Raw genomic sequence first — 16,532 nt, 5'->3', positions numbered from 1 at the left:
GTCGCGTCAGCGCAGCACAACAGTGGGCGAAGCGTAGCGGCGAGCGCGCGTAGGCGGCGGTGTCGCCATGCGCTGCGGTGCGCACCTGCCCTGGCGCGTGGCGCCGGGGGCCGGCGCGGTCGTGTCCGCGGTGGTGGGGCGGGGCGCGCGGACGTCCCTGAGGCCGCGCGGAACAGCGGGCCGTCGCTCAGTCGGGGCGGTGCGCCGCCGGGAAGCGCCGCTCCTGCTGCAGCCAGCGGTGGTACTGGAAGGTGCCCCACGCTGCGCTCAGATAGGCCAAGGCGACCAGCGCGGCGATGCCCAGGCCATCGGCGTTGCCGGCAACGAGATGGACGATGCGTGCGAGAACGTAGGAGGCGAGCAGCAGGCATGCGGCGATGCGGCTCTTGCGGTAGGTGCCGTACGCGAGCGCCCCTATCATCAGCATGCTGGTGCAGTGGATCAGGGCTTTGACGGAATCGCCGGCAGCAACGGCGCGGATGCTCAGCAGGAGGTTGAACGTGGTCATCAGGCCGCCGACGATCCAGCCGGCGGCGATCTTGCGCAGGATGGGAGAGGGCGCCTGCGCGGGACGCAGTGCGGTCTGTGCGCTCTGCGCCTGCGGCGTGGCATAGGGGTTTTCGGACATTGCAGCCTCCATGTGTCGGTGAAACATCCCTGACGGCGTGTGCTGCCGAAACGTCGTGGCGCACAGCGCGGGCGGCCGGGTGTGGCCGCGGCCAACGCCCACCCGGTCATCCGCAGGCGGCTCAGTCGCTGTCGACCAGCTCCACCTGCGTCCGCAGGCGCACCCAGGCGTCCTGGCTGGGATCGTTGACCGTGACCTGCACGGTGTAGGTGCCGAGCGGGTCGCTGTCCTCGAAGCGCAGCTGCACCGACAGCGGCGCCAGTTCCAGCAGGCCGGCGGCGGCCGGTGGGCCGCCCATGCCCAGCGGTCGCATCGGATCCTGCAGGGTGGTGCCGCCATCGGGGCCCAGCACGCGCAGGCTCATCTGCGCATCGCAGGCGCCGCCGTTGTTGGGGCTGGGCGCGCAGCCGGAATACAGCAGTGCCACCCGCAGCATCTGGCCGCGACGCGCACGCGCGATCGTGCGCAGGGTGGGCGCATGCGCCGGTTCGGTCTGCCCCCATTCCTGCGCGAACGCGGCGAAGTCGGCATCGTCGGCGATCTGCAGTGCGGCGGCGAAGGCCTTGTCGTGCCCGCGTTCGGCGCTGTCGGGCCAGGCCTGGCCCTGCGGATCGTGCCATTGCGCAGCGGCGCAGGCCGGCAGCGCCAGCGCCAGCACGGCCAGTGCCCGCCAGGCGGCGATGCCGGCGCGCGGCCGGGGTATGTCGGAACGGATCATGCGCAAGCGGCCTCCTGCCAGCACCAGTGCCAGGGTTCGTAGACGATGCCATGCGGGTTGTCGCGCGGATAGCTCATCCGGTAACCGAAGCCGGCGGCGTGCTCGCGCAGCCAGGCGAAGGCGGGCGTGCGCTCGAAGCTTTCCTCGGCCGGCGCCTCGCCGGGCGTGCCGATGTCCAGCGCGTGCCCGCTGTGGTGCTCGCTGAAGCCCGGCGCGGCGTTGATCGCAAGGATCTGCTCCAGGGTCTGCCCGCGGGCGAACTTGCGCGCGAAGATGCCCAGTTGATACGCGTGGCTGCGATAGCCGGAGATCGCCTCCAGCACCACGCCATCGCGCGCGGCGGCATGGCGCAGCGCGTGCCAGGCGCGTGCGGCGCCGGCGCTCAGCCACAGCGGGCGCCGGTAGCGGTCGTCGCCGGCCGCGTGCAGGGTGGCCGGTTCCGGCTGCAGCGGCAGCCCGGTGCGCTGTGCGTAGCTGTCGGCGGCCAGGCCCAGCAGCGCCAACCGCTCATGCAGCGCGTGCAGCGGCAACCAGGCCGCGGCGCCGTCCGGTGTGCCGCGTGCGGGCAGCGCGTCGAGCCGATCCAGTGCGGCGTCGATGCCGGGTTCGTGCATCAGCCGTGGCACTAGCGCCTGCATCCCGTGCGCATTCGCCGTCGCCAGATAGCGCCCGTCGTGCTTGCGCCGCAGCAGCCAGGTGGCCTGCGCGAGCTGGCGCGCGTCGGCGTTGCTGCGCGCGCGCAGCCGCGCGGCCGGCAGCAGTTCGATGGTCTCGGTGTTGAGCAGCAGGCGGGGAACGGTGCGCATCGGCACAGGGTAGAGCCAAGCCGCGCGGGCGGCCAGTCGCGTGGGCGATCCGGCCGGCGCCGGCGTCGGCCGTGCCACACACGATGCGCCGGGGGCGGACGCGATTCAGAAAAACTCGTCGAGCAACTGGTGGAACTGCAGCCGCTGCGGGTCCGGCGTGGCGATGCCGTACGCGGCGAAGAAGGGGGCGTTGAGTTCCGGGCCGAACTCGTCCAGGCAGTTGGCCAGGATCGCCAGGTCCTGGTACGGATCGGCGACCCCGGCGCGGCCGAGATCGATCACCCCGACGACGCGGTCCGGCGCGTCGAGCAGGATGTTGTCCAGCGAATAGTCGCCGTGGCACAGCACGCGTTCGCTGGCCAGCGGCAACAGCGCGTTCATCGCCTGCCAGACCGCCTCCGCCGACCAGCCGGCACGCGCCGCGTCGAAGTCCTCGGTGTCGACCAGGCCCGCCCGCAGCCGGCGATGCGCCGCGGACAGGCGCAGCGGGTGGCGGGTGTCGAACGGACAGGTATCGATCGGGGTGGCGTGGAAGCGGCGCAGGAAACCGCCCAGCGCCTGCACGATGCGCTCCGCTTGTGCGGGCGCCTCCTGCAACCACTGGTAGGCGGTCTTGCCCGGCAGCGCTTCGCTCAGCAGCCAGGCGCCGGCGGCGTCGGCCTCGAAATGCAGCACGCGCGGCACGTCGCCCGTCGCGCGTAGCCAGTGCAGCCGGGCGAATTCGTCGACCACCTCGTCGTGCGCGGCGCCGGTGCCGCGCTTGAGATACAGATCCGGCGTGCCGACGCCGCCGAGCCGGTAGACCTGGGCGCCGGCTTCGCCGACCAGATTGCGGTGCCAGTGCAGGCCGTGCAGCCGCGCCGCCAGCGTCGGCGGCAGCGCCGGTGCGCTGGTGGGAATCTCGCGTGGCGTCGTGTCGTCCATCGGATCTTCCTGGAGGTCGCATGGTGGAGCGGGCGAGGTCGCCGCCCTCGTCGTCGCTGTACCTGTCACTGACGGCGACGGCAAGGGGCGCTGCTGTTCGGCCCATCGCCTGTGCATGCCGGAACGCGCGGCCTTGCGGTCGGGGCACGGGCTCGTGCCGACCGACAGAACGTACCGCACCGCGCGCAGCGTGTCGTGCCCTGTGCGATGGCCGGTCGCGACGGCGACCGACGCGGCGGCGCACGCCGGACTCACGCCCTGCGGCGGGCCGCGCTGCGCGTGTCTGCGTCGCCACGCTCCTGCGCGCGCGTTTGCCATTCCTGCAGCACCTGCCGGGGATGTTCGACGCTGAGCAGCAGCCAGCCGCCGTCGTCCAGCGGAACGGCCAGGACGCGATCGCCGGTGATCAGGCAGAACGCCTTGTGCCCGTCGCGGGTCCGGTAGTCGCCGGCGTGGAAGCCCGGATAGCCGAAGCCGAGCAGCTTCAACGCCGGCTTGAAGCCGGTGTGCTCGGACAGCGCGAGCACGCGCGCGGCCTCCAGGCGCAGTGCGGCCAGCGGTACGCGGCGGGTCAGGAAGGTGGCGCGCACCTCCAGCAGGCCGTCGTGCAGCAGCACGCGCTGCCGCGCGAAGGTGGCGGTGCCGGCCACGCCGATCGATGCCAGCAGCCCGACATGCCACCAGCGCGCGCCGGGCCGCGCCGAATGCAGTGCGAAGGCGCCGATCACCACGGCCACGAGCAGCAGTGGCAGCCACAGCCATAGCGCCAGGCCCAGCCGATGCGCCGGCGACACCGGATACTGTCGTGCCGGGCAGGGCGATGTGGATCGCCGCCGGCTCATGGCGCGGCGCCCCGGCTGGCGGGCAAGGCGCGGACCCAGGCGACGACATCGGCGATCAAGGCCGGGTCGACGTGGCCGGGCGTCGCGTACTCGCCCGGTCCCGGCGCACCGCTGCCAGCGATGCCCAGGTGGTTCAGTGCGGGGTAGCGGTGCAGGGTGGCATGCGGATCGTGCGCCAACGCCTGTTGCCACCGCTGCCAGTCCGGCGCGGTGACCTGGAAATCGCGCTCGCCCTGCAGCCACAGCACCGGCTGCGCGAGCGCGCTGACGTCGGCGACCGGATCGATCCGGTCGAACGCGCGCCAGTAGGCGGCGGGCACGTCCAACGGCGAATCGCTGCGCGCGACCTCGCCATCGCCGCGCACCTTGGCCACGCGGCGCTCGATCTCGGCCAGCGCGGCCTGCCGCTGCGGCGACGGCGGATGCTCCTGGCGCAGCAGGTAGCGGTTCTGCTCGATCAGCAGGTCCAGCAGCGGCCGCGCCGGGGCCGCCCACAGGACGATGCCGGCGGTCTTGCCGGAGCGGCGTGCGATGCGGGCCGCGAGCATTCCGCCCTGGCTGTGGCCCATCACCACGATGCGCGCAGGGTCGATGCCGGGCGTGCGTGCCAGCGCCGCCACCGCGGCGACGGCGTCGTCGGTGGTCTCGTCGTCCATGGTGAAACCATCGTCCATGCGTCCGGCAACGCTCTGCGGCAGCGCGAAGGTGCGTTTGTCGTAACGCAGCACCGCGATGCCCTGGGCGGCCAGGCCACGGGCGATGTCCAGGAACGGCCGGTTCGGGCCGATGGTCTCGTCGCGATCCTGCGGGCCCGAGCCGTGCACCAGCACCACGGCCGGGAACCGGCCCTTGCCCGCCGGTCGTGCCAGCGTGCCCGGCAGTGGCCCGACCGCGAATGCCTGTTCGGTGAAGCCGGCGTCGGCGGGAGGCGCTGGCGCGGCCGGCGGTGGCGCGGGGGTGAACAGCAGGCCCGCGATCTTGCCGTCCGCATCGATCGAGACATGCGCCAGCAGCGCGCCGCGCTCGAACTGCAGGCGCTGTTCGATCACGCGCAGCCCTTGCTGCTGGCGTTCGCTGACCGGGCCGCGCTGCTGCAGCGGGCCCAGTTGCGCGGACAGCGTGCGCCAAGCCGCGGCCAGCGTTTCGGGCGGCAGCGCCTTGGCCATCGCCGGCGTGAACTCGGCTTCGACAGCGGCGAGGTCGCCGGCCTGCAGGCGATCCAGCAGTGCGCTGGCGGTCTGTTGTGGCGCCGCCGCCAGCGCCGCCAGTGCAACTGCGAGGCACTGATGCGGATGCATCTCAGAGCTCGCGCTTGAACATCAGCAGCGGCTTGGTGCCCGGCAGCGCGAGGACGTTGACCAGTTCCCAGCCGAGCTTCCCGTGCTTGTTCAAGTCGGCCTGCAGCTCGTCCAGTTTCAGGCCGAGCATCAGCGTGGTCTTCGCTTCAAGGGTGAGGTATTCCCAGCGCTTGCTCATGATTCGGGCTCCTTGTCGTCACGCGGCTTGGGCAGCCGCCCGGCCTTGCGCAGCGCGTCGCGCAGCACGTATTCGATCTGCGCGTTGAGGCTGCGCAGCTCGTCGTCGGCCCAGCGCTGCGCCGCCGCCAGTACGTCGGCGTTGATCCGCAGCGGATAGGCCTTCTTCTCGCTCATGGCCGCTCCCGCCGCGCGGCGTCGCTGCGCCGCAGGTGCAGCAGCATCGACACGATCAGCGCGTTCACCGTCAGCAGCAGTGCGATCGCCACCGCATAGACGCCGGCGCGCTGGCCGCCGGTCCAGTACAGCGCCGCCGCGCCGAGCAGGATCGCCAGGCCGATCAGCGCCCAGCGCAGGCCCAGCCCGCGCGCGCGCGCGTCGTCCTTGCCGCCGACCCAGGCGGCGATGACCAGGGCCGGCAGGCCGGAGAGGGCGAGCGCCAGCGGCGCGATGGCGGCATGCAGGCTCATCGACACCTCAGTACAGCGAGCCGGCGTTGACGATCGGCTGGGTGCCGCGGTCCGAGCACAGCACGGTCAGCAGGTTGCTGACCATGTGCGCCTTGCGCTCCTCGTCCAGCGCGACCACGCCGTTCTTCTGCAGTTCGGCCAGGGCCATCTCGACCATGCCCACCGCGCCGGCGACGATGCGGGTGCGCGCGGCGATCACCGCGTTGGCCTGCTGCCGCTGCAGCATCGCCTGGGCGATTTCCGGGGCGTAGGCGAGGTGGCTGATGCGCGCCTCGATGACGTCCACGCCGGCCTGGGTCAGGCGCTCGTCGAGGTGGCGCTTGAGCTGTTCGCTGATCTCGTTGGGATGGCTGCGCAGCGAGATCTGCCCGTCCTCGTGCTGATCGTAGGGATAGCTGGTGGCCATCGCGCGCAGCGCCGCCTCGGACTGGATGTGCACGAAGCTCTCGTAGTCGTCGACGTTGTAGACCGCCTCCGACGCATCCATCACCTGCCACACGATCACCGCGGCGATCTCGATCGGGCTGCCGTCCAGCTCGTTGACCTTGAGCCGGCCACTCTCGAAGTTGCGCACGCGCTGGCTGACCTTGCGCTTGGCGTAGAAGGGGTTGTTCCAGCGCAGGCCCGGGTCCTTGACCGTGCCGACGTAGCGGCCGAACAGGCTCAGCACCGCGGCCTGGTTCGGTTCCAGCGCGTACAGGCCGACCACCAGGAACAGCGCGACGGCCAGCACCGGGATCGCGACCAGCAGGGTCCACGGCATCGCCGACGGCTGCAGCGCGCCGGTGGCGATGATCGCGCCGGCGCCGGCCACGAACACCAGGACCAGGCCCACGATCATCGGAATGCCGGGCAGGGAGGGGCGGGGCTGCTCTTTCATGGCGGGACGTCCTTGGGTGGTTGGACTAAACGATATCAAATTGATATCAGGTTGCAAGGGGCGGGGAGTGGGGAATCGGGAATGGGAAATCGTGGAAGCGGGTCCATGGGTCGGATTGCTTCAAGGAGAGCTTTGTGAATCCGTGCTTCCATTCCGGTGGCTGCGCGCGTCAGCCGCTGTCGAGGAGCAGGAGGGGGGGGCGCGAGAGATGGGAACGTCATGCGGCTGCGGCCGGGATGTCGGCTTGGCGGGCGTCGGCCGGTGCGAATGCATCGGCCGCGCGCTGTCACGCCGGCGCCGATCCAGCGCTTTTGCGATTCCCCAATCCCGATTCCCCAATCCCGGCCGCTGCAAGCGGCCCACTCAGCCGTTGACGATGAGCACCGGCGTGCGGAAGCCGCTGAGATGGTGGGTGCCGGTGGCGATGTCGCTGCGGTAGCGGCCGGGGATCTCGATCTGGCAGCGTTTGCCGATGCGCACGCCGGGGCCGATGTCCACCTGCCGGCCGAGCGTGGCCTGGGCGCCGATCTGCGCCTCCGCGCCGAGCGTCACGCCGGCCTCGATCCACGCCGAGGCGCCGACCTTGACCGCCGATTCCAGCACCGCCGCCGCGCCGATCCAGGCGTTGAAGCCGATCTCGCAGTGCGCATCGACGAGGGCGCCGGCGCCGATCGCGCAGTTCTCGCCGACGCGCGCGCTGGCCGCCACCTGCGCGCCGCGGCAGATCAGCGGCGGCATCTTGAAGCCGCGCGCCTTGAGTTCGCCCATCAGTTCCTGGCGGCGGAAGTTGAGGAACTGCGCGCCCCAGGCGACGAAGGCGGTGGCGCCGCTGTCGGCCAGCGCGTGCAGCGCGTCCAGGTCGAAGCGGTAGTCCTTGCCCTGGGCCACGTCCACCGGATGCAGCACACACTCCGGCGCCGCCTCGGCCCAGGCCGCCAGCGCCCAGCGCAGCAGCGCACCGCTGCCGACCACATACTTCTCAGAGGACATGGCGGCCCTCCATGACGTCCATGTACCAGCGTTCGATCTGCATGTTGGCGTGCTCGTAGTCGCCCAGCACCGCGCGCGGGGCGCCGGCGCGCAGGCCCGACTGCACTTGCTCCATGATCTCGATGTCCTCGCGCAGCACCTTCTCGGCGCCATGGAGGTGTCCCAGCAACACCGCGTCGGAGCCGGGGTAGCGGTGCTTCTTGCGCGCGGTGACGTAGTAGACCAGCAGGTCGGTGCGCTGCGCCGACACCGGCTGGTGGTGCTCGATGATGAAGGAGTAGCCGCCCGAGCCCGAGGCGATGTGCAGGTTCGGGTACAGCAGCCAGTTCAGATACCAGTCGTCGTTGCCGAAACGCTCCACGTGCGCATGCCAGGGGTAGTGCGCCATCGCCAGCAGCGGCTCGTTGAGGCCGCCGCTGCTGAAATCGCGCAGGCGCGCCAGATGCGCCTCGCGCGAGGCGCTGCCCTCGGCGTGGTAGCGGCGCGCCTCGGCGATGCCGGCATCGTCCATCTGCACCTGGAACTTGACCTGCTGCGCCAGCGTGCGCGGGTGCACGAAGCGCGGGTGCAGCGCGTCGCGCAGGTTCTCGTAGGCCAGCTTCCAGTTGAAGTCGGCCTCGAAGGTCGCCACCAGCACTTCGTCGTCGAACTGCTCGGAGGCGGCGCGCAGCATCTCCAGCGCCTCCAGCGAGAACTGCGTCTCCAGCGGCATCGGCGCGTCCGACAGGTTCACGAACACCAGCTTGCCGATGCAGGCCACCGCGAAGCGGCGCAGCCGCAGGCAGGCGCGCGCCTCCGGGGCCAGGCGGTAGGCGTCGTCATGGAACGGGATGTTGTCCACGCCGCCGTCGGCGCCGTAGCGCCAGCCGTGGTAGCTGCAGACCAGCGGGCGCACGCCCTGCGGTTGTTGCTGCAGCGGGTTCTGCCGGTGCAGGCACAGGTTGTCGAAGGCGCGCAGTTCGCCGTCGATGTTCTGCACCACCACGTCCACCCCGCACACCGAGCGCCGCACGAAGGCATTGGGCTTGTCCAGCAGCATGCGCGGCGCCACGAACTGCCACAGCGGGCGCAGCAACTGCTCGCGCTCGCGGGCGAACCAGGTTTCGTCGATATAAGCCTCGGCCGGCATCAGCGAGTGCATGCAGGCGCCTCTGGCTGGCGGCGGCAGGCGCCGTGGCGGTGTTTGGCAGTGTGTCGGTGCATGGCGACATCCCCAGGGTCGCCGCAGAAGATAGCACCTCGCTGCGCGCCGGCGATGGCACGGCCGCCCCGATGCCGGCGCGGGGCGGCGGCCGCTAGAATACGCTCCCCTCTTCGCGCAGGCGCCGCCGCCATGGTCACTCTGGGAACTCCGTTGTCCGCTTCCGCCACCCGCGTGCTGCTGCTCGGCTCCGGCGAGCTGGGCAAGGAAGTGGCGATCGAACTGCAGCGCTTCGGCGTGGAGGTGATCGCGGTGGACCGCTATGCCGACGCGCCGGCGATGCAGGTCGCGCACCGCAGTCACGTGGTCGACATGCTCGACGCGATGGCGCTGCGCGAGCTGATCGCGCGCGAACAGCCGCACCTGATCGTGCCGGAGATCGAGGCGATCCACACCGAGACGCTGGTGGCGCTGGAGCGCGACCTCGGCCAACGGGTGATCCCGACCGCGCGCGCGGCGCGGCTGACCATGGACCGCGAAGGCATCCGCCGCCTGGCCGCCGAGACCCTGGGCCTGCCGACCTCGCCGTACCGTTTCGTCGACACGCCCGAGCAGTACCGCGAGGCGATCGCCGCGGTGGGCCTGCCGTGCGTGGTCAAGCCGGTGATGTCCTCCTCCGGCAAGGGCCAGAGCACGCTGCGCAGCGCCGCCGACATCGATGCGGCCTGGGAATACGCGCAGACCGGTGGCCGCGCCGGCGCCGGCCGCTGCATCGTCGAGGGTTTCATCGACTTCGACTACGAAATCACCCTGCTGACCGTGCGCCATGCCGGCGGCACCGCGTTCTGCGATCCGATCGGGCATTGGCAGAAGGACGGCGACTACCGCGAGAGCTGGCAGCCGCAGCCGATGTCGGCGCTGGCCCTGCAGCGCGCGCAGGACATCGCCCGCGCGGTCACCGACGACCTCGGCGGCTGGGGCCTGTTCGGCGTGGAACTGTTCGTCAAGGGCGACGAGGTCTGGTTCAGCGAAGTGTCGCCGCGGCCGCATGACACCGGCCTGGTCACCCTGGTGTCGCAGGAACTGAGCGAGTTCGCCCTGCATGCGCGCGCGATCCTCGGTTTGCCGGTTCCGGCGATCCGCCAGAACGGCCCGTCGGCCTCGTGCGCGCTGCTGGCGCACGGCGAGGGCGTGCCGCGCTTCGGCAACGTCGACGCCGCGCTGCAGGCCCCGGACACCGCCTTGCGCCTGTTCGGCAAGCCCAGCGTGCACGGCCACCGCCGCGTCGGCGTGACCCTGGCCCGCGGCGCCGACATCGAACAGGCACGCCAGACCGCCCGCGACGCCGCCGCGGCGCTCACCATCGACCTGGACGCCTAGAAGGTCGGGCATCGGGAACGCGGGTCCAAGCGCGGACCCGCTTCCCCATTCCCCATTCCCGTTTCCCCACTCCCAGCCTTCGCGTCGGCGTGACCCTGGCCCGCGGTGCCGACATCGAACAGGCACGCCAGACCGCCCGCGACGCCGCCGCGGCGCTCACCATCGACCTGGACGCCTAGAAGGTCGGGCATCGGGAACGCGGGTCCAAGCGCGGACCCGCTTCCCCATTCCCCATTCCCGTTTCCCCACTCCCAGCCTTCGCGTCGGCGTGACCCTGGCCCGCGGCGCCGACATCGAACAGGCACGCCAGACCGCCCGCGACGCCGCCGCGGCGCTCATCATCGACCTGGACGCCTAGAAGGTCGGGCATCGGGAACGCGGGTCCAAGCGCGGACCCGCTTCCCATTCCCCATTCCCGTTTCCCCATTCCCAGCTTTTAGGCCGGCGGCGCAAACCGTGCCGCCGCCAGGCGGATGCTCCACACCAGTTCCACCATCGCCAGGTTGTTGAGCAGGGCCTCGCCGCCCAGCACCAGCCAGTAGCCGGCGCCGTCGACCCAGAACGGCACGAACGACCAGTCCGGCAGCAGCAGCTGCGGCTCGCTGTAGAACGCCACGTAGCGCTGCGCGCCGTGCCAGCCGCGCGCGGCCTGGCGCTGGGCGAAACCGGAAAAGTCGGCGGCGGCCACGCTCAGCGTCTCGGCCTGTTCCTGGTCCAGGCCGGCATGGCCCAGGCAGAAGCCGCTGTCGGAGGCCAGTACCGCGCGGCGTTCGGCCGAGAGCGGGGCGATCACGTGCTGGGCGAAATCGTCCAGGCGGATCTCCGGGCCGGGGACGGCGCGCCGCAGCAGTTGCACCCACTGCTGTTCGCGCGCTTCCTGCAGCAGTCGCGGCGCGTCGCCGCCCACGCGCTGGCGCCATTCCTGCAGCGACAGCGCGCCGTGCGCGCCGAGCAGCAGTTGCAGCGCGCGCTGCATGCGGTCGGGGGTGGCGCTGGCGAAGCCATGCAGCACGCCGTGCGGGGTCGGCATCAGCCAGGTCGGTTCGGCGGTCGGGTCGGGGGCGGTCATCGCGGTGCGCTCGCGCTGGAAAAGGACAGGGCGTCGACGCTGCGGCCGCCCAGCGGCTCGCGCTGCTGCAGCCAGCGCGCGGTGCGGTCCCAGCAGTCGCCCAGGGCCAGCGCATGGCGGCGCAGTTCGCGGGTGGCGAGCATGAAGGCGAGTTTGTCCTGGCAACTGATGCAGTAGTCGAGGAATTCGCGTTCGCAGCGTGCCGCGGCGAGCGGCGTGCCGTCGCACAGCGCGTCCACCACCTCGCGCACCATCCGCCGCGAATGGTCCGGGCTGGCCCGGCGCACCCGCGCCGGCACGTCGGCGGACGGCCGCGCCAGCACGCTCCAGCGCGTGGCCAGGGCGTTGATCGGCAGCAGCGCGTGGCCCTGGCTGTGGCGCTGGAAGGCTTCGGCCACGTGCGGCGCCAGGTGCGCTGCGGCCATCTGCAACGCCAACTGGCGCAGGGCGGTGTCGTGCCGCGGCAGGGCCACGAACAGGTCGGCGAGCACGCCCTGGGTCGGCTCGTTGTCGTGCAGCTGCAGTGCCGCGTGCAGCCGCGCCAGGTGCGCGGCGGCGTCGCGCGGGTCGCGCAGCAGGGCGCGGGCATGGGTGCGCATCACCAGGCGGGCGGGATCGCAGGCGGCAGGCGTGGGCATGGGCGCCTCAGTCCAGCAAGGTGTCGATCAGGTCGATCATGAATTCGGCGTCCTCGGTGGCCATCGCCTCGAAGCCGTGTTCCAGGCCCAGCGCGTCCAGCACCGCCTGGTCGTCGCGGTGCGCGGCATCGCCCAGCGTCAGCAGGGCATCGCGCAACGCCGGCAGTTGCGGGCCCAGGCGCGGATGCGCCAGCAGCACGTGGCCGATGTCGCACAGCGCGCTTTCCACCAGCGGGCGCAAGCGTTCGCGGGTCAGCCGCGACAGGCCGTGGTAGGCGGCGGCCAGGAACAGGCCGGCGTCGGCCTCGCCCTCCAGCAGTCGCCGCGCCACCGCCGCGTAGCTGCTGGCCGGGCGCCAGGCGATGCGTTCCGGCTCCAGGTCGGCCGGTTCCAGCAGGCGCAGGCCGATCAGGCGCACGTCGTGGTTGCCGGTCAAGGCGATGCGGCAGCCGTAGGGCAGGTCTTCCACGCAGCGCGCCGGCGCCTCGGCCGCGGTCGCGATCACCACCTCGTCGGCGCGTCCGCGCGGCCGCACCAACGGCAGGTAGCCGCGTTCGCGGATCAAGGCGCTGGCGTCGAAGGGACTGGCGTACACCAGGTCGACGCCGCCGCCGTCCAGCCACTGCCGCTGTTCGGCGGCATCGGCCGGCATCAGCAGGCGCAGGCCGATGCCGGCCCGTCGTTGCAGCACCGTGCTGAGCAGGTACCAGCCGCCGAAGCATTCGGGCGCGAAGTCCGGCGCGATCAGGAACGTGCAGCTCATGCCGGCGGCTCCGCGCGTTCGTCCTGCAGCCATTGCGCGTACAGCGGCTGCAATGCCTCGATGCGCCGCAGCGAGGGCTTGCGCCGCACCGAGGTGAAGCCGACCACGCGGCCGCCGCGCACGTTCGGCAAGGCGGTGGCGTAGACCCAGTAGCAGGCGCCGTCGCGGCGCAGGTTCTTGACGTAGCCGTGCCACTTCTCGCCGGCCAGCACGGTGTCCCACAGCGTGCGGAACGCGCGCCGCGGCATGTCCGGGTGGCGCAGGATGCAGTGCGGCGCGCCGATCAGCACCTCCCGCGGCCAGCCGCTGAGTTCGACGAAGGCGTCGTTGGCGTGGGTGATGACGCCGTCCAGGTCGGTACGCGAGACGATCAGGCGCCCGTCCGGATAGGCCACCTCGCGCTCGCTCCAGTACACCATGCGGCGGCTGCCGTCGTGGTAGCGCAGCTCGGTGCTGCGGTGCGGCTCGTGCGGTGGATCCATCGGCGGCAGCGGCATGGCGGCCCCCTACAGGATCTGCTGCAGCGCCTGCGCGGCGCGCTTGATGTCCAGGAACACCAGGCCGAGCTTGGCGCTGGGCTTGGCGAGTACGGTGAGCACCGCCTCGCGGCCGGCCGCGCTCATGATCACGTAGCCGAGTTCGCCCTGCACCAGCACCCGTTCCAGCGCGCCGCGCGCCAGTTCGCGCGCGCTGCGCTCGCCCAGCGCGAGCAGCGCCGCGGACATCGCGCCGACCCGGTCCTCGTCCATGCCCTGCGGCATCGCCGAGGCGATCATCAGCCCGTCCAGGGAGATCAGCGCCGAGGCCTCGATATCGGCCGTGGCGCCGTTGAGTCCCTCCAGTGCCTGTTGCAACTGTTGCGTTCGCATGCTCGCCTTCCGCTTGCGCATCCCCAGTGGGTGCGGGAGGCATTGGACCGCGTCGGCGCGGGCTTGCCCTTGATCTGGATCAAGGCCGTGGCCGGCGCTGGCCCGGCTGCGGGCGTTCGGCGGAGGTCAGCGGTGGGCAGGCGCTTCGGTTCCGAGGATGGCCGAGGCACTGCGTGCCGGGGTGAAGCCCCTGCCGTGATGGGAGCAAGCCCCTGCGCGTGCTGTCGCGCCGTGCGCGGTAGCGGGCGACGGGTGCGGTGCGTACCGGCCGGTCGAAAAAAACGCGGCGGTCGATGGGCCGCCGCTGGTGTGCTGCACTGGCCGCGGCGCGATGCGCGCGGCGATTTTTTGCCTGCGCTTACGGCCCTGCGGCGACGTCGACCCAGACCAGGTGATGGTCGCTGCCGTCGGCAATGGCCGCGGCGGGATCGCTGGACGCCGGCCAGAACACGCCGCTGTCCAGGTAGCGGAAGTTGCGCGACGGCAACACGTAATCCAGGCGCATGGTGCCGGACTTGGGACCGAAATCGCCGGTGACCTGCTGCGGCGGGCCGCGGTGGGCGATGCCGTTGGCCGCATAGGCGCGCGTGGTCTCCTCGCCGCCGGTACTGCGCGGGGCGGGGGACTGCAGCACGCGCGGGTGCGTCACCAGGGCGCGGATCGCATCGTGGCGGCCGTCGCCGTCGATGACGTCGTTGTTGAGGTCGCCGAGGATCACGAACTGCGCATCGGCGGCCAGCCCGCCGCAGCGGCCGGCGTCGTCGCACAGCCAGCGCGCCGTGCCGCTGCCGGCGTCGTCCAGATACTCGCGCCACACGCGCAGTTCGTCGTGGTTGCGCGCCGCATTGCGCTTCTCCGCGCCGTCGAACACCGGCGGGGTCGGGTGCGCCACCAGCGCATGCAGCACGCCCAGCGGGGTGCGCACCGGCACGTCCCAGTGCGACTTCGACGACAACCGCAACTGCGCCCACACCGCGTCGCTGTGGAAGAAGCGGCCGGTGGCCGGATCGACCGGGCGCAGCGCGTCGGGCATCGCGCTCCACTTCAGCAGGCGGAAGCTGCGCACCGCCGCGGTGTCGATCGGATACCTGGACAGCAGCAGCATGCCGTACTGGCCGGGATGCAGGCCGTAGCCCCAGGCGTCGTTGCCGCGCGCGCGGCCTTCGCCGCCGACGTGGCCGTCGTTGTCCAGGTCCAGGCCGCTGGGCACGCCGGTGTTGACCGGCGCCAGGTAGCGGTAGGGGTAGCGCAGCGCCGCGCCGCCGTGCGGTTGCGGCACCGCGAGGTAGCGCTGCTCGAACAGGTCGGCGGCGCGGTGCGCCTCGTCGTAGTCGAACTCGTTGAGCAGCACCAGGTCCGGGCGCACCTGTTGCAGCACCGCGGCGATCTTGCGCGCCTGTGCGCTGTCGCCCTGCAGCGCGGCGATCAGCCCGCCGGGTTCGTCGGAATTGAGCGAGGTGTTGTAGGTGGCCAGCCGCAGCGTCGTGGCGGCTGGCGCGGCGGCGTCGGTCATCGGGTGAGCGGTAGGAGCAGTGTGCGCGCAGGCGCCGCACAGCAGGGTCAGGGCGAGCAGGAGCAGGTGGGGTTTCATCCGCCCAGTTTCGCACGTGCGGCATGTCCGCACGATGGCGGCCCGGGCCGGATCGGCGCCCCGGGGGGGGCGCCGCCGCGCGGGCCGCACTTCCCGCGTCATGCCCAGTGACGCCGGTGGCAGAGGCAGGCGTCGGCGGTGGCGCGGAATGCCTGCGCGCAGTAATCGACGATGGCGGCATCGGTGACCTGCGCGTCCAGGTCCGCGTGCTGGCGATAGTCCTCCAGCGTCCGCTGCAGCGCCGGCCGCAATGCGGCGAAGAACGCATCGTCCATGGCCGCATTGCTCATGTACTTTCCCGGGTAGCCGGCATAGATGCCGTGCTTCAGACACGCGTGGGCGAACAGCCTGCCGTGCGCGCGCGACGGCAGCACGACATCGAACATGGCTTCGTTGCCCAGCACCCGAGCGGCCACGCCGCAACTGTCGAAGCCAGCCTGCACGTGTCTCTTGAGGGTTGCGCCATTGTCGGCGATGCGGGCGATGACGTCCGCCTCCTCGAAGATGTCCTGGGTCAGGTTGCCCGCCACGAAGGCCCGGTTCTCGCGCAGGAACGTGTTGCCGAGATAGGCCCGGTCCGCGCCCCGCATCGCATCCTCGGTGCCGACCACGGCGGAAAGACCCATGCCTTGCGCGAGTCCCTTGGCGATGGTGATGAGATCGGCGTTCACCGCATGCCGGCGACAATACCCGCCATCGGCGTAGCGCAGTCCGCACAGCACTTCGTCGACCATCAGCAATGCCCCGTGCGACCGCGCCATCGCGGCGACGTCCTGGAGCAGTTGCGGAGGGAACGCCGACGGTTCGGGGGTGAAGAAAACGCCCGCGACAGTGCCCGCGTTGTCGGCAAGCTGCCGCGCCAGCAGGTCGAGGTCGTACTGGAAGTCGTGGATGTGCGGATCGACGACCGGCGTTTCGTCTGCCCACGGGCGTTGCTGGAAGCTGTCGTGCCAGCCGTGGAAACCGGCGCTGAGGATCAGCGGCTTGCCGGTGCGATGCCGGGCGATCCGGATCGCGGCCTCGGTCGCGCAGGACCCGGTTCTGAGGAAGAACGCCCTGGGCGTGTCGGGAAACATGGCGGAGATCCTGCGGGCGAGCAGCTGCCTTTGCTCGCTCACCGGCGACGGCAGGATGTCGGTGTGCCGCTCCATCGCGCGGGCGAACCTGGTCCTGAACGTTGCATGGTTACTCCCCAACGGCGATGCGCCGCTGCAGGAGGTCATGTCCAGGTAGATCTTGCCGTTGATGTCCTCCGCCATCGCCCCGGTCGCGGAGCGGAACACGATGGACGATCGGGTTTCGCGCTCCCATTCGGCAAGATGCGCGGCAGTGCTGCGAGTGGACATGC

The 16,532-nt window shown here is 71.5% G+C and carries 20 protein-coding genes; 1 reads left to right on the top strand and 19 read right to left on the bottom strand.

Going from position 1 to position 16,532, the window contains the following annotated elements; all coding sequences use genetic code 11:
- Nucleotides 1-187: 187 nt before the first annotated feature.
- The 12 genes from AC1PME_RS15345 to AC1PME_RS15290 all read right to left on the bottom strand — a co-directional run bounded on the left by AC1PME_RS15345 (nt 188) and on the right by AC1PME_RS15290 (nt 8,874).
- Nucleotides 188-628, bottom strand: a complete 441-nt coding sequence (locus tag AC1PME_RS15345) for a hypothetical protein (RefSeq protein WP_307551780.1) — start codon at nt 626-628, stop codon at nt 188-190.
- A 121-nt stretch (nt 629-749) separates the two neighbouring features.
- Entirely contained in the window at nt 750-1,346 is a 597-nt protein-coding gene (locus AC1PME_RS15340) for a hypothetical protein (protein WP_481096345.1), read from the bottom strand.
- Complete coding sequence (locus AC1PME_RS15335) at nt 1,343-2,152, bottom strand: M15 family metallopeptidase (protein ID WP_481096344.1); 810 nt, start codon at nt 2,150-2,152, stop codon at nt 1,343-1,345. The genes AC1PME_RS15340 and AC1PME_RS15335 overlap by 4 nt, the downstream gene beginning before the upstream one ends.
- A gap of 105 nt (nt 2,153-2,257) precedes the next feature.
- The gene (locus AC1PME_RS15330) at nt 2,258-3,076 is read right to left on the bottom strand and encodes an APH(3') family aminoglycoside O-phosphotransferase (RefSeq protein WP_481096343.1); all 819 of its coding nucleotides are present in this window, start codon (nt 3,074-3,076) and stop codon (nt 2,258-2,260) included.
- A gap of 251 nt (nt 3,077-3,327) precedes the next feature.
- Nucleotides 3,328-3,870 carry a hypothetical protein gene (locus AC1PME_RS15325; protein WP_481096342.1) on the bottom strand — a complete coding sequence of 181 codons (543 nt, stop codon included), beginning with the start codon at nt 3,868-3,870 and terminating at the stop codon, nt 3,328-3,330.
- A 44-nt stretch (nt 3,871-3,914) separates the two neighbouring features.
- Nucleotides 3,915-5,216 (bottom strand): alpha/beta hydrolase, encoded by a 1,302-nt coding sequence (locus AC1PME_RS15320; RefSeq protein ID WP_481096341.1) that lies wholly within the window; start codon nt 5,214-5,216, stop codon nt 3,915-3,917.
- 1 nt (nt 5,217) lies between these two features.
- Nucleotides 5,218-5,394, bottom strand: a complete 177-nt coding sequence (locus tag AC1PME_RS15315; RefSeq protein WP_254458785.1) for a DUF4177 domain-containing protein — start codon at nt 5,392-5,394, stop codon at nt 5,218-5,220.
- On the bottom strand, nt 5,391-5,570 hold the full coding sequence (locus tag AC1PME_RS15310) for a type II toxin-antitoxin system antitoxin (protein ID WP_160962812.1): 180 nt from the start codon (nt 5,568-5,570) through the stop codon (nt 5,391-5,393). Before AC1PME_RS15310 ends, AC1PME_RS15315 begins: the two co-directional genes overlap by 4 nt.
- A complete protein-coding gene (locus AC1PME_RS15305; RefSeq protein WP_254458784.1) occupies nt 5,567-5,863 on the bottom strand; it encodes a hypothetical protein in 297 nt (98 codons plus the stop codon). The genes AC1PME_RS15310 and AC1PME_RS15305 overlap by 4 nt, the downstream gene beginning before the upstream one ends.
- A 7-nt stretch (nt 5,864-5,870) precedes the next feature.
- On the bottom strand, nt 5,871-6,743 hold the full coding sequence (locus AC1PME_RS15300; protein WP_254458783.1) for an SPFH domain-containing protein: 873 nt from the start codon (nt 6,741-6,743) through the stop codon (nt 5,871-5,873).
- Nucleotides 6,744-7,106: 363 nt separating this feature from the next.
- A complete protein-coding gene (locus tag AC1PME_RS15295) occupies nt 7,107-7,733 on the bottom strand; it encodes a DapH/DapD/GlmU-related protein (protein ID WP_481096340.1) in 627 nt (208 codons plus the stop codon).
- The gene (locus tag AC1PME_RS15290) at nt 7,723-8,874 is read right to left on the bottom strand and encodes an aromatic ring-hydroxylating oxygenase subunit alpha (RefSeq protein ID WP_481096339.1); all 1,152 of its coding nucleotides are present in this window, start codon (nt 8,872-8,874) and stop codon (nt 7,723-7,725) included. The genes AC1PME_RS15295 and AC1PME_RS15290 overlap by 11 nt, the downstream gene beginning before the upstream one ends.
- A gap of 192 nt (nt 8,875-9,066) precedes the next feature.
- On the opposite strand from AC1PME_RS15290, the gene purT reads away from it, so the two are divergent.
- The gene (gene purT / locus AC1PME_RS15285; RefSeq protein ID WP_481096338.1) at nt 9,067-10,254 is read left to right on the top strand and encodes a formate-dependent phosphoribosylglycinamide formyltransferase; all 1,188 of its coding nucleotides are present in this window, start codon (nt 9,067-9,069) and stop codon (nt 10,252-10,254) included.
- 436 nt (nt 10,255-10,690) lie between these two features.
- On the opposite strand, the gene AC1PME_RS15280 is transcribed toward purT, so the two are convergent.
- From AC1PME_RS15280 to AC1PME_RS15250, 7 genes are all read right to left on the bottom strand, one after another.
- The gene (locus AC1PME_RS15280; protein WP_481096337.1) at nt 10,691-11,323 is read right to left on the bottom strand and encodes a hypothetical protein; all 633 of its coding nucleotides are present in this window, start codon (nt 11,321-11,323) and stop codon (nt 10,691-10,693) included.
- Nucleotides 11,320-11,961, bottom strand: a complete 642-nt coding sequence (locus tag AC1PME_RS15275; RefSeq protein ID WP_481096336.1) for a hypothetical protein — start codon at nt 11,959-11,961, stop codon at nt 11,320-11,322. The genes AC1PME_RS15280 and AC1PME_RS15275 overlap by 4 nt, the downstream gene beginning before the upstream one ends.
- A gap of 7 nt (nt 11,962-11,968) precedes the next feature.
- Nucleotides 11,969-12,724 (bottom strand): PhnD/SsuA/transferrin family substrate-binding protein, encoded by a 756-nt coding sequence (locus AC1PME_RS15270; protein WP_481096335.1) that lies wholly within the window; start codon nt 12,722-12,724, stop codon nt 11,969-11,971.
- Nucleotides 12,721-13,221 carry a PAS domain-containing protein gene (locus AC1PME_RS15265; RefSeq protein WP_481096334.1) on the bottom strand — a complete coding sequence of 167 codons (501 nt, stop codon included), beginning with the start codon at nt 13,219-13,221 and terminating at the stop codon, nt 12,721-12,723. The genes AC1PME_RS15270 and AC1PME_RS15265 overlap by 4 nt, the downstream gene beginning before the upstream one ends.
- A 9-nt stretch (nt 13,222-13,230) precedes the next feature.
- Nucleotides 13,231-13,593 (bottom strand): roadblock/LC7 domain-containing protein, encoded by a 363-nt coding sequence (locus AC1PME_RS15260; RefSeq protein WP_254458776.1) that lies wholly within the window; start codon nt 13,591-13,593, stop codon nt 13,231-13,233.
- Between the two features lie 358 nt (nt 13,594-13,951).
- Complete coding sequence (locus AC1PME_RS15255) at nt 13,952-15,286, bottom strand: endonuclease/exonuclease/phosphatase family protein (protein ID WP_481096333.1); 1,335 nt, start codon at nt 15,284-15,286, stop codon at nt 13,952-13,954.
- Nucleotides 15,283-16,530 carry an aminotransferase class III-fold pyridoxal phosphate-dependent enzyme gene (locus AC1PME_RS15250; RefSeq protein WP_481096332.1) on the bottom strand — a complete coding sequence of 416 codons (1,248 nt, stop codon included), beginning with the start codon at nt 16,528-16,530 and terminating at the stop codon, nt 15,283-15,285. The genes AC1PME_RS15255 and AC1PME_RS15250 overlap by 4 nt, the downstream gene beginning before the upstream one ends.
- Between the last annotated feature and the right edge of the window lie 2 nt (nt 16,531-16,532).

This window comes from Xanthomonas sp. NCPPB 901, from assembly GCF_056725085.1.
This window is presented reverse-complemented; position numbering and strand designations above follow the sequence as displayed.

Bases quoted from the DNA above. Each gene is read 5' to 3' on its own strand.
- AC1PME_RS15320 (WP_481096341.1), bottom strand. From the start codon at position 5,216: ATGCATCCGCATCAGTGCCTCGCAGTTGCACTGGCGGCGCTGGCGGCG.
- AC1PME_RS15330 (WP_481096343.1), bottom strand. From the start codon at position 3,076: ATGGACGACACGACGCCACGCGAGATTCCCACCAGCGCACCGGCGCTG.
- AC1PME_RS15255 (WP_481096333.1), bottom strand. From the start codon at position 15,286: ATGACGCGGGAAGTGCGGCCCGCGCGGCGGCGCCCCCCCCGGGGCGCC.
- AC1PME_RS15345 (WP_307551780.1), bottom strand. From the start codon at position 628: ATGTCCGAAAACCCCTATGCCACGCCGCAGGCGCAGAGCGCACAGACC.
- AC1PME_RS15315 (WP_254458785.1), bottom strand. From the start codon at position 5,394: ATGAGCAAGCGCTGGGAATACCTCACCCTTGAAGCGAAGACCACGCTG.
- AC1PME_RS15310 (WP_160962812.1), bottom strand. From the start codon at position 5,570: ATGAGCGAGAAGAAGGCCTATCCGCTGCGGATCAACGCCGACGTACTG.
- purT (WP_481096338.1), top strand. From the start codon at position 9,067: ATGGTCACTCTGGGAACTCCGTTGTCCGCTTCCGCCACCCGCGTGCTG.
- AC1PME_RS15295 (WP_481096340.1), bottom strand. From the start codon at position 7,733: ATGTCCTCTGAGAAGTATGTGGTCGGCAGCGGTGCGCTGCTGCGCTGG.
- AC1PME_RS15340 (WP_481096345.1), bottom strand. From the start codon at position 1,346: ATGATCCGTTCCGACATACCCCGGCCGCGCGCCGGCATCGCCGCCTGG.
- AC1PME_RS15270 (WP_481096335.1), bottom strand. From the start codon at position 12,724: ATGAGCTGCACGTTCCTGATCGCGCCGGACTTCGCGCCCGAATGCTTC.
- AC1PME_RS15280 (WP_481096337.1), bottom strand. From the start codon at position 11,323: ATGACCGCCCCCGACCCGACCGCCGAACCGACCTGGCTGATGCCGACC.
- AC1PME_RS15305 (WP_254458784.1), bottom strand. From the start codon at position 5,863: ATGAGCCTGCATGCCGCCATCGCGCCGCTGGCGCTCGCCCTCTCCGGC.
- AC1PME_RS15250 (WP_481096332.1), bottom strand. From the start codon at position 16,530: ATGTCCACTCGCAGCACTGCCGCGCATCTTGCCGAATGGGAGCGCGAA.
- AC1PME_RS15335 (WP_481096344.1), bottom strand. From the start codon at position 2,152: ATGCGCACCGTTCCCCGCCTGCTGCTCAACACCGAGACCATCGAACTG.
- AC1PME_RS15300 (WP_254458783.1), bottom strand. From the start codon at position 6,743: ATGAAAGAGCAGCCCCGCCCCTCCCTGCCCGGCATTCCGATGATCGTG.
- AC1PME_RS15265 (WP_481096334.1), bottom strand. From the start codon at position 13,221: ATGCCGCTGCCGCCGATGGATCCACCGCACGAGCCGCACCGCAGCACC.
- AC1PME_RS15260 (WP_254458776.1), bottom strand. From the start codon at position 13,593: ATGCGAACGCAACAGTTGCAACAGGCACTGGAGGGACTCAACGGCGCC.
- AC1PME_RS15275 (WP_481096336.1), bottom strand. From the start codon at position 11,961: ATGCCCACGCCTGCCGCCTGCGATCCCGCCCGCCTGGTGATGCGCACC.
- AC1PME_RS15290 (WP_481096339.1), bottom strand. From the start codon at position 8,874: ATGCACTCGCTGATGCCGGCCGAGGCTTATATCGACGAAACCTGGTTC.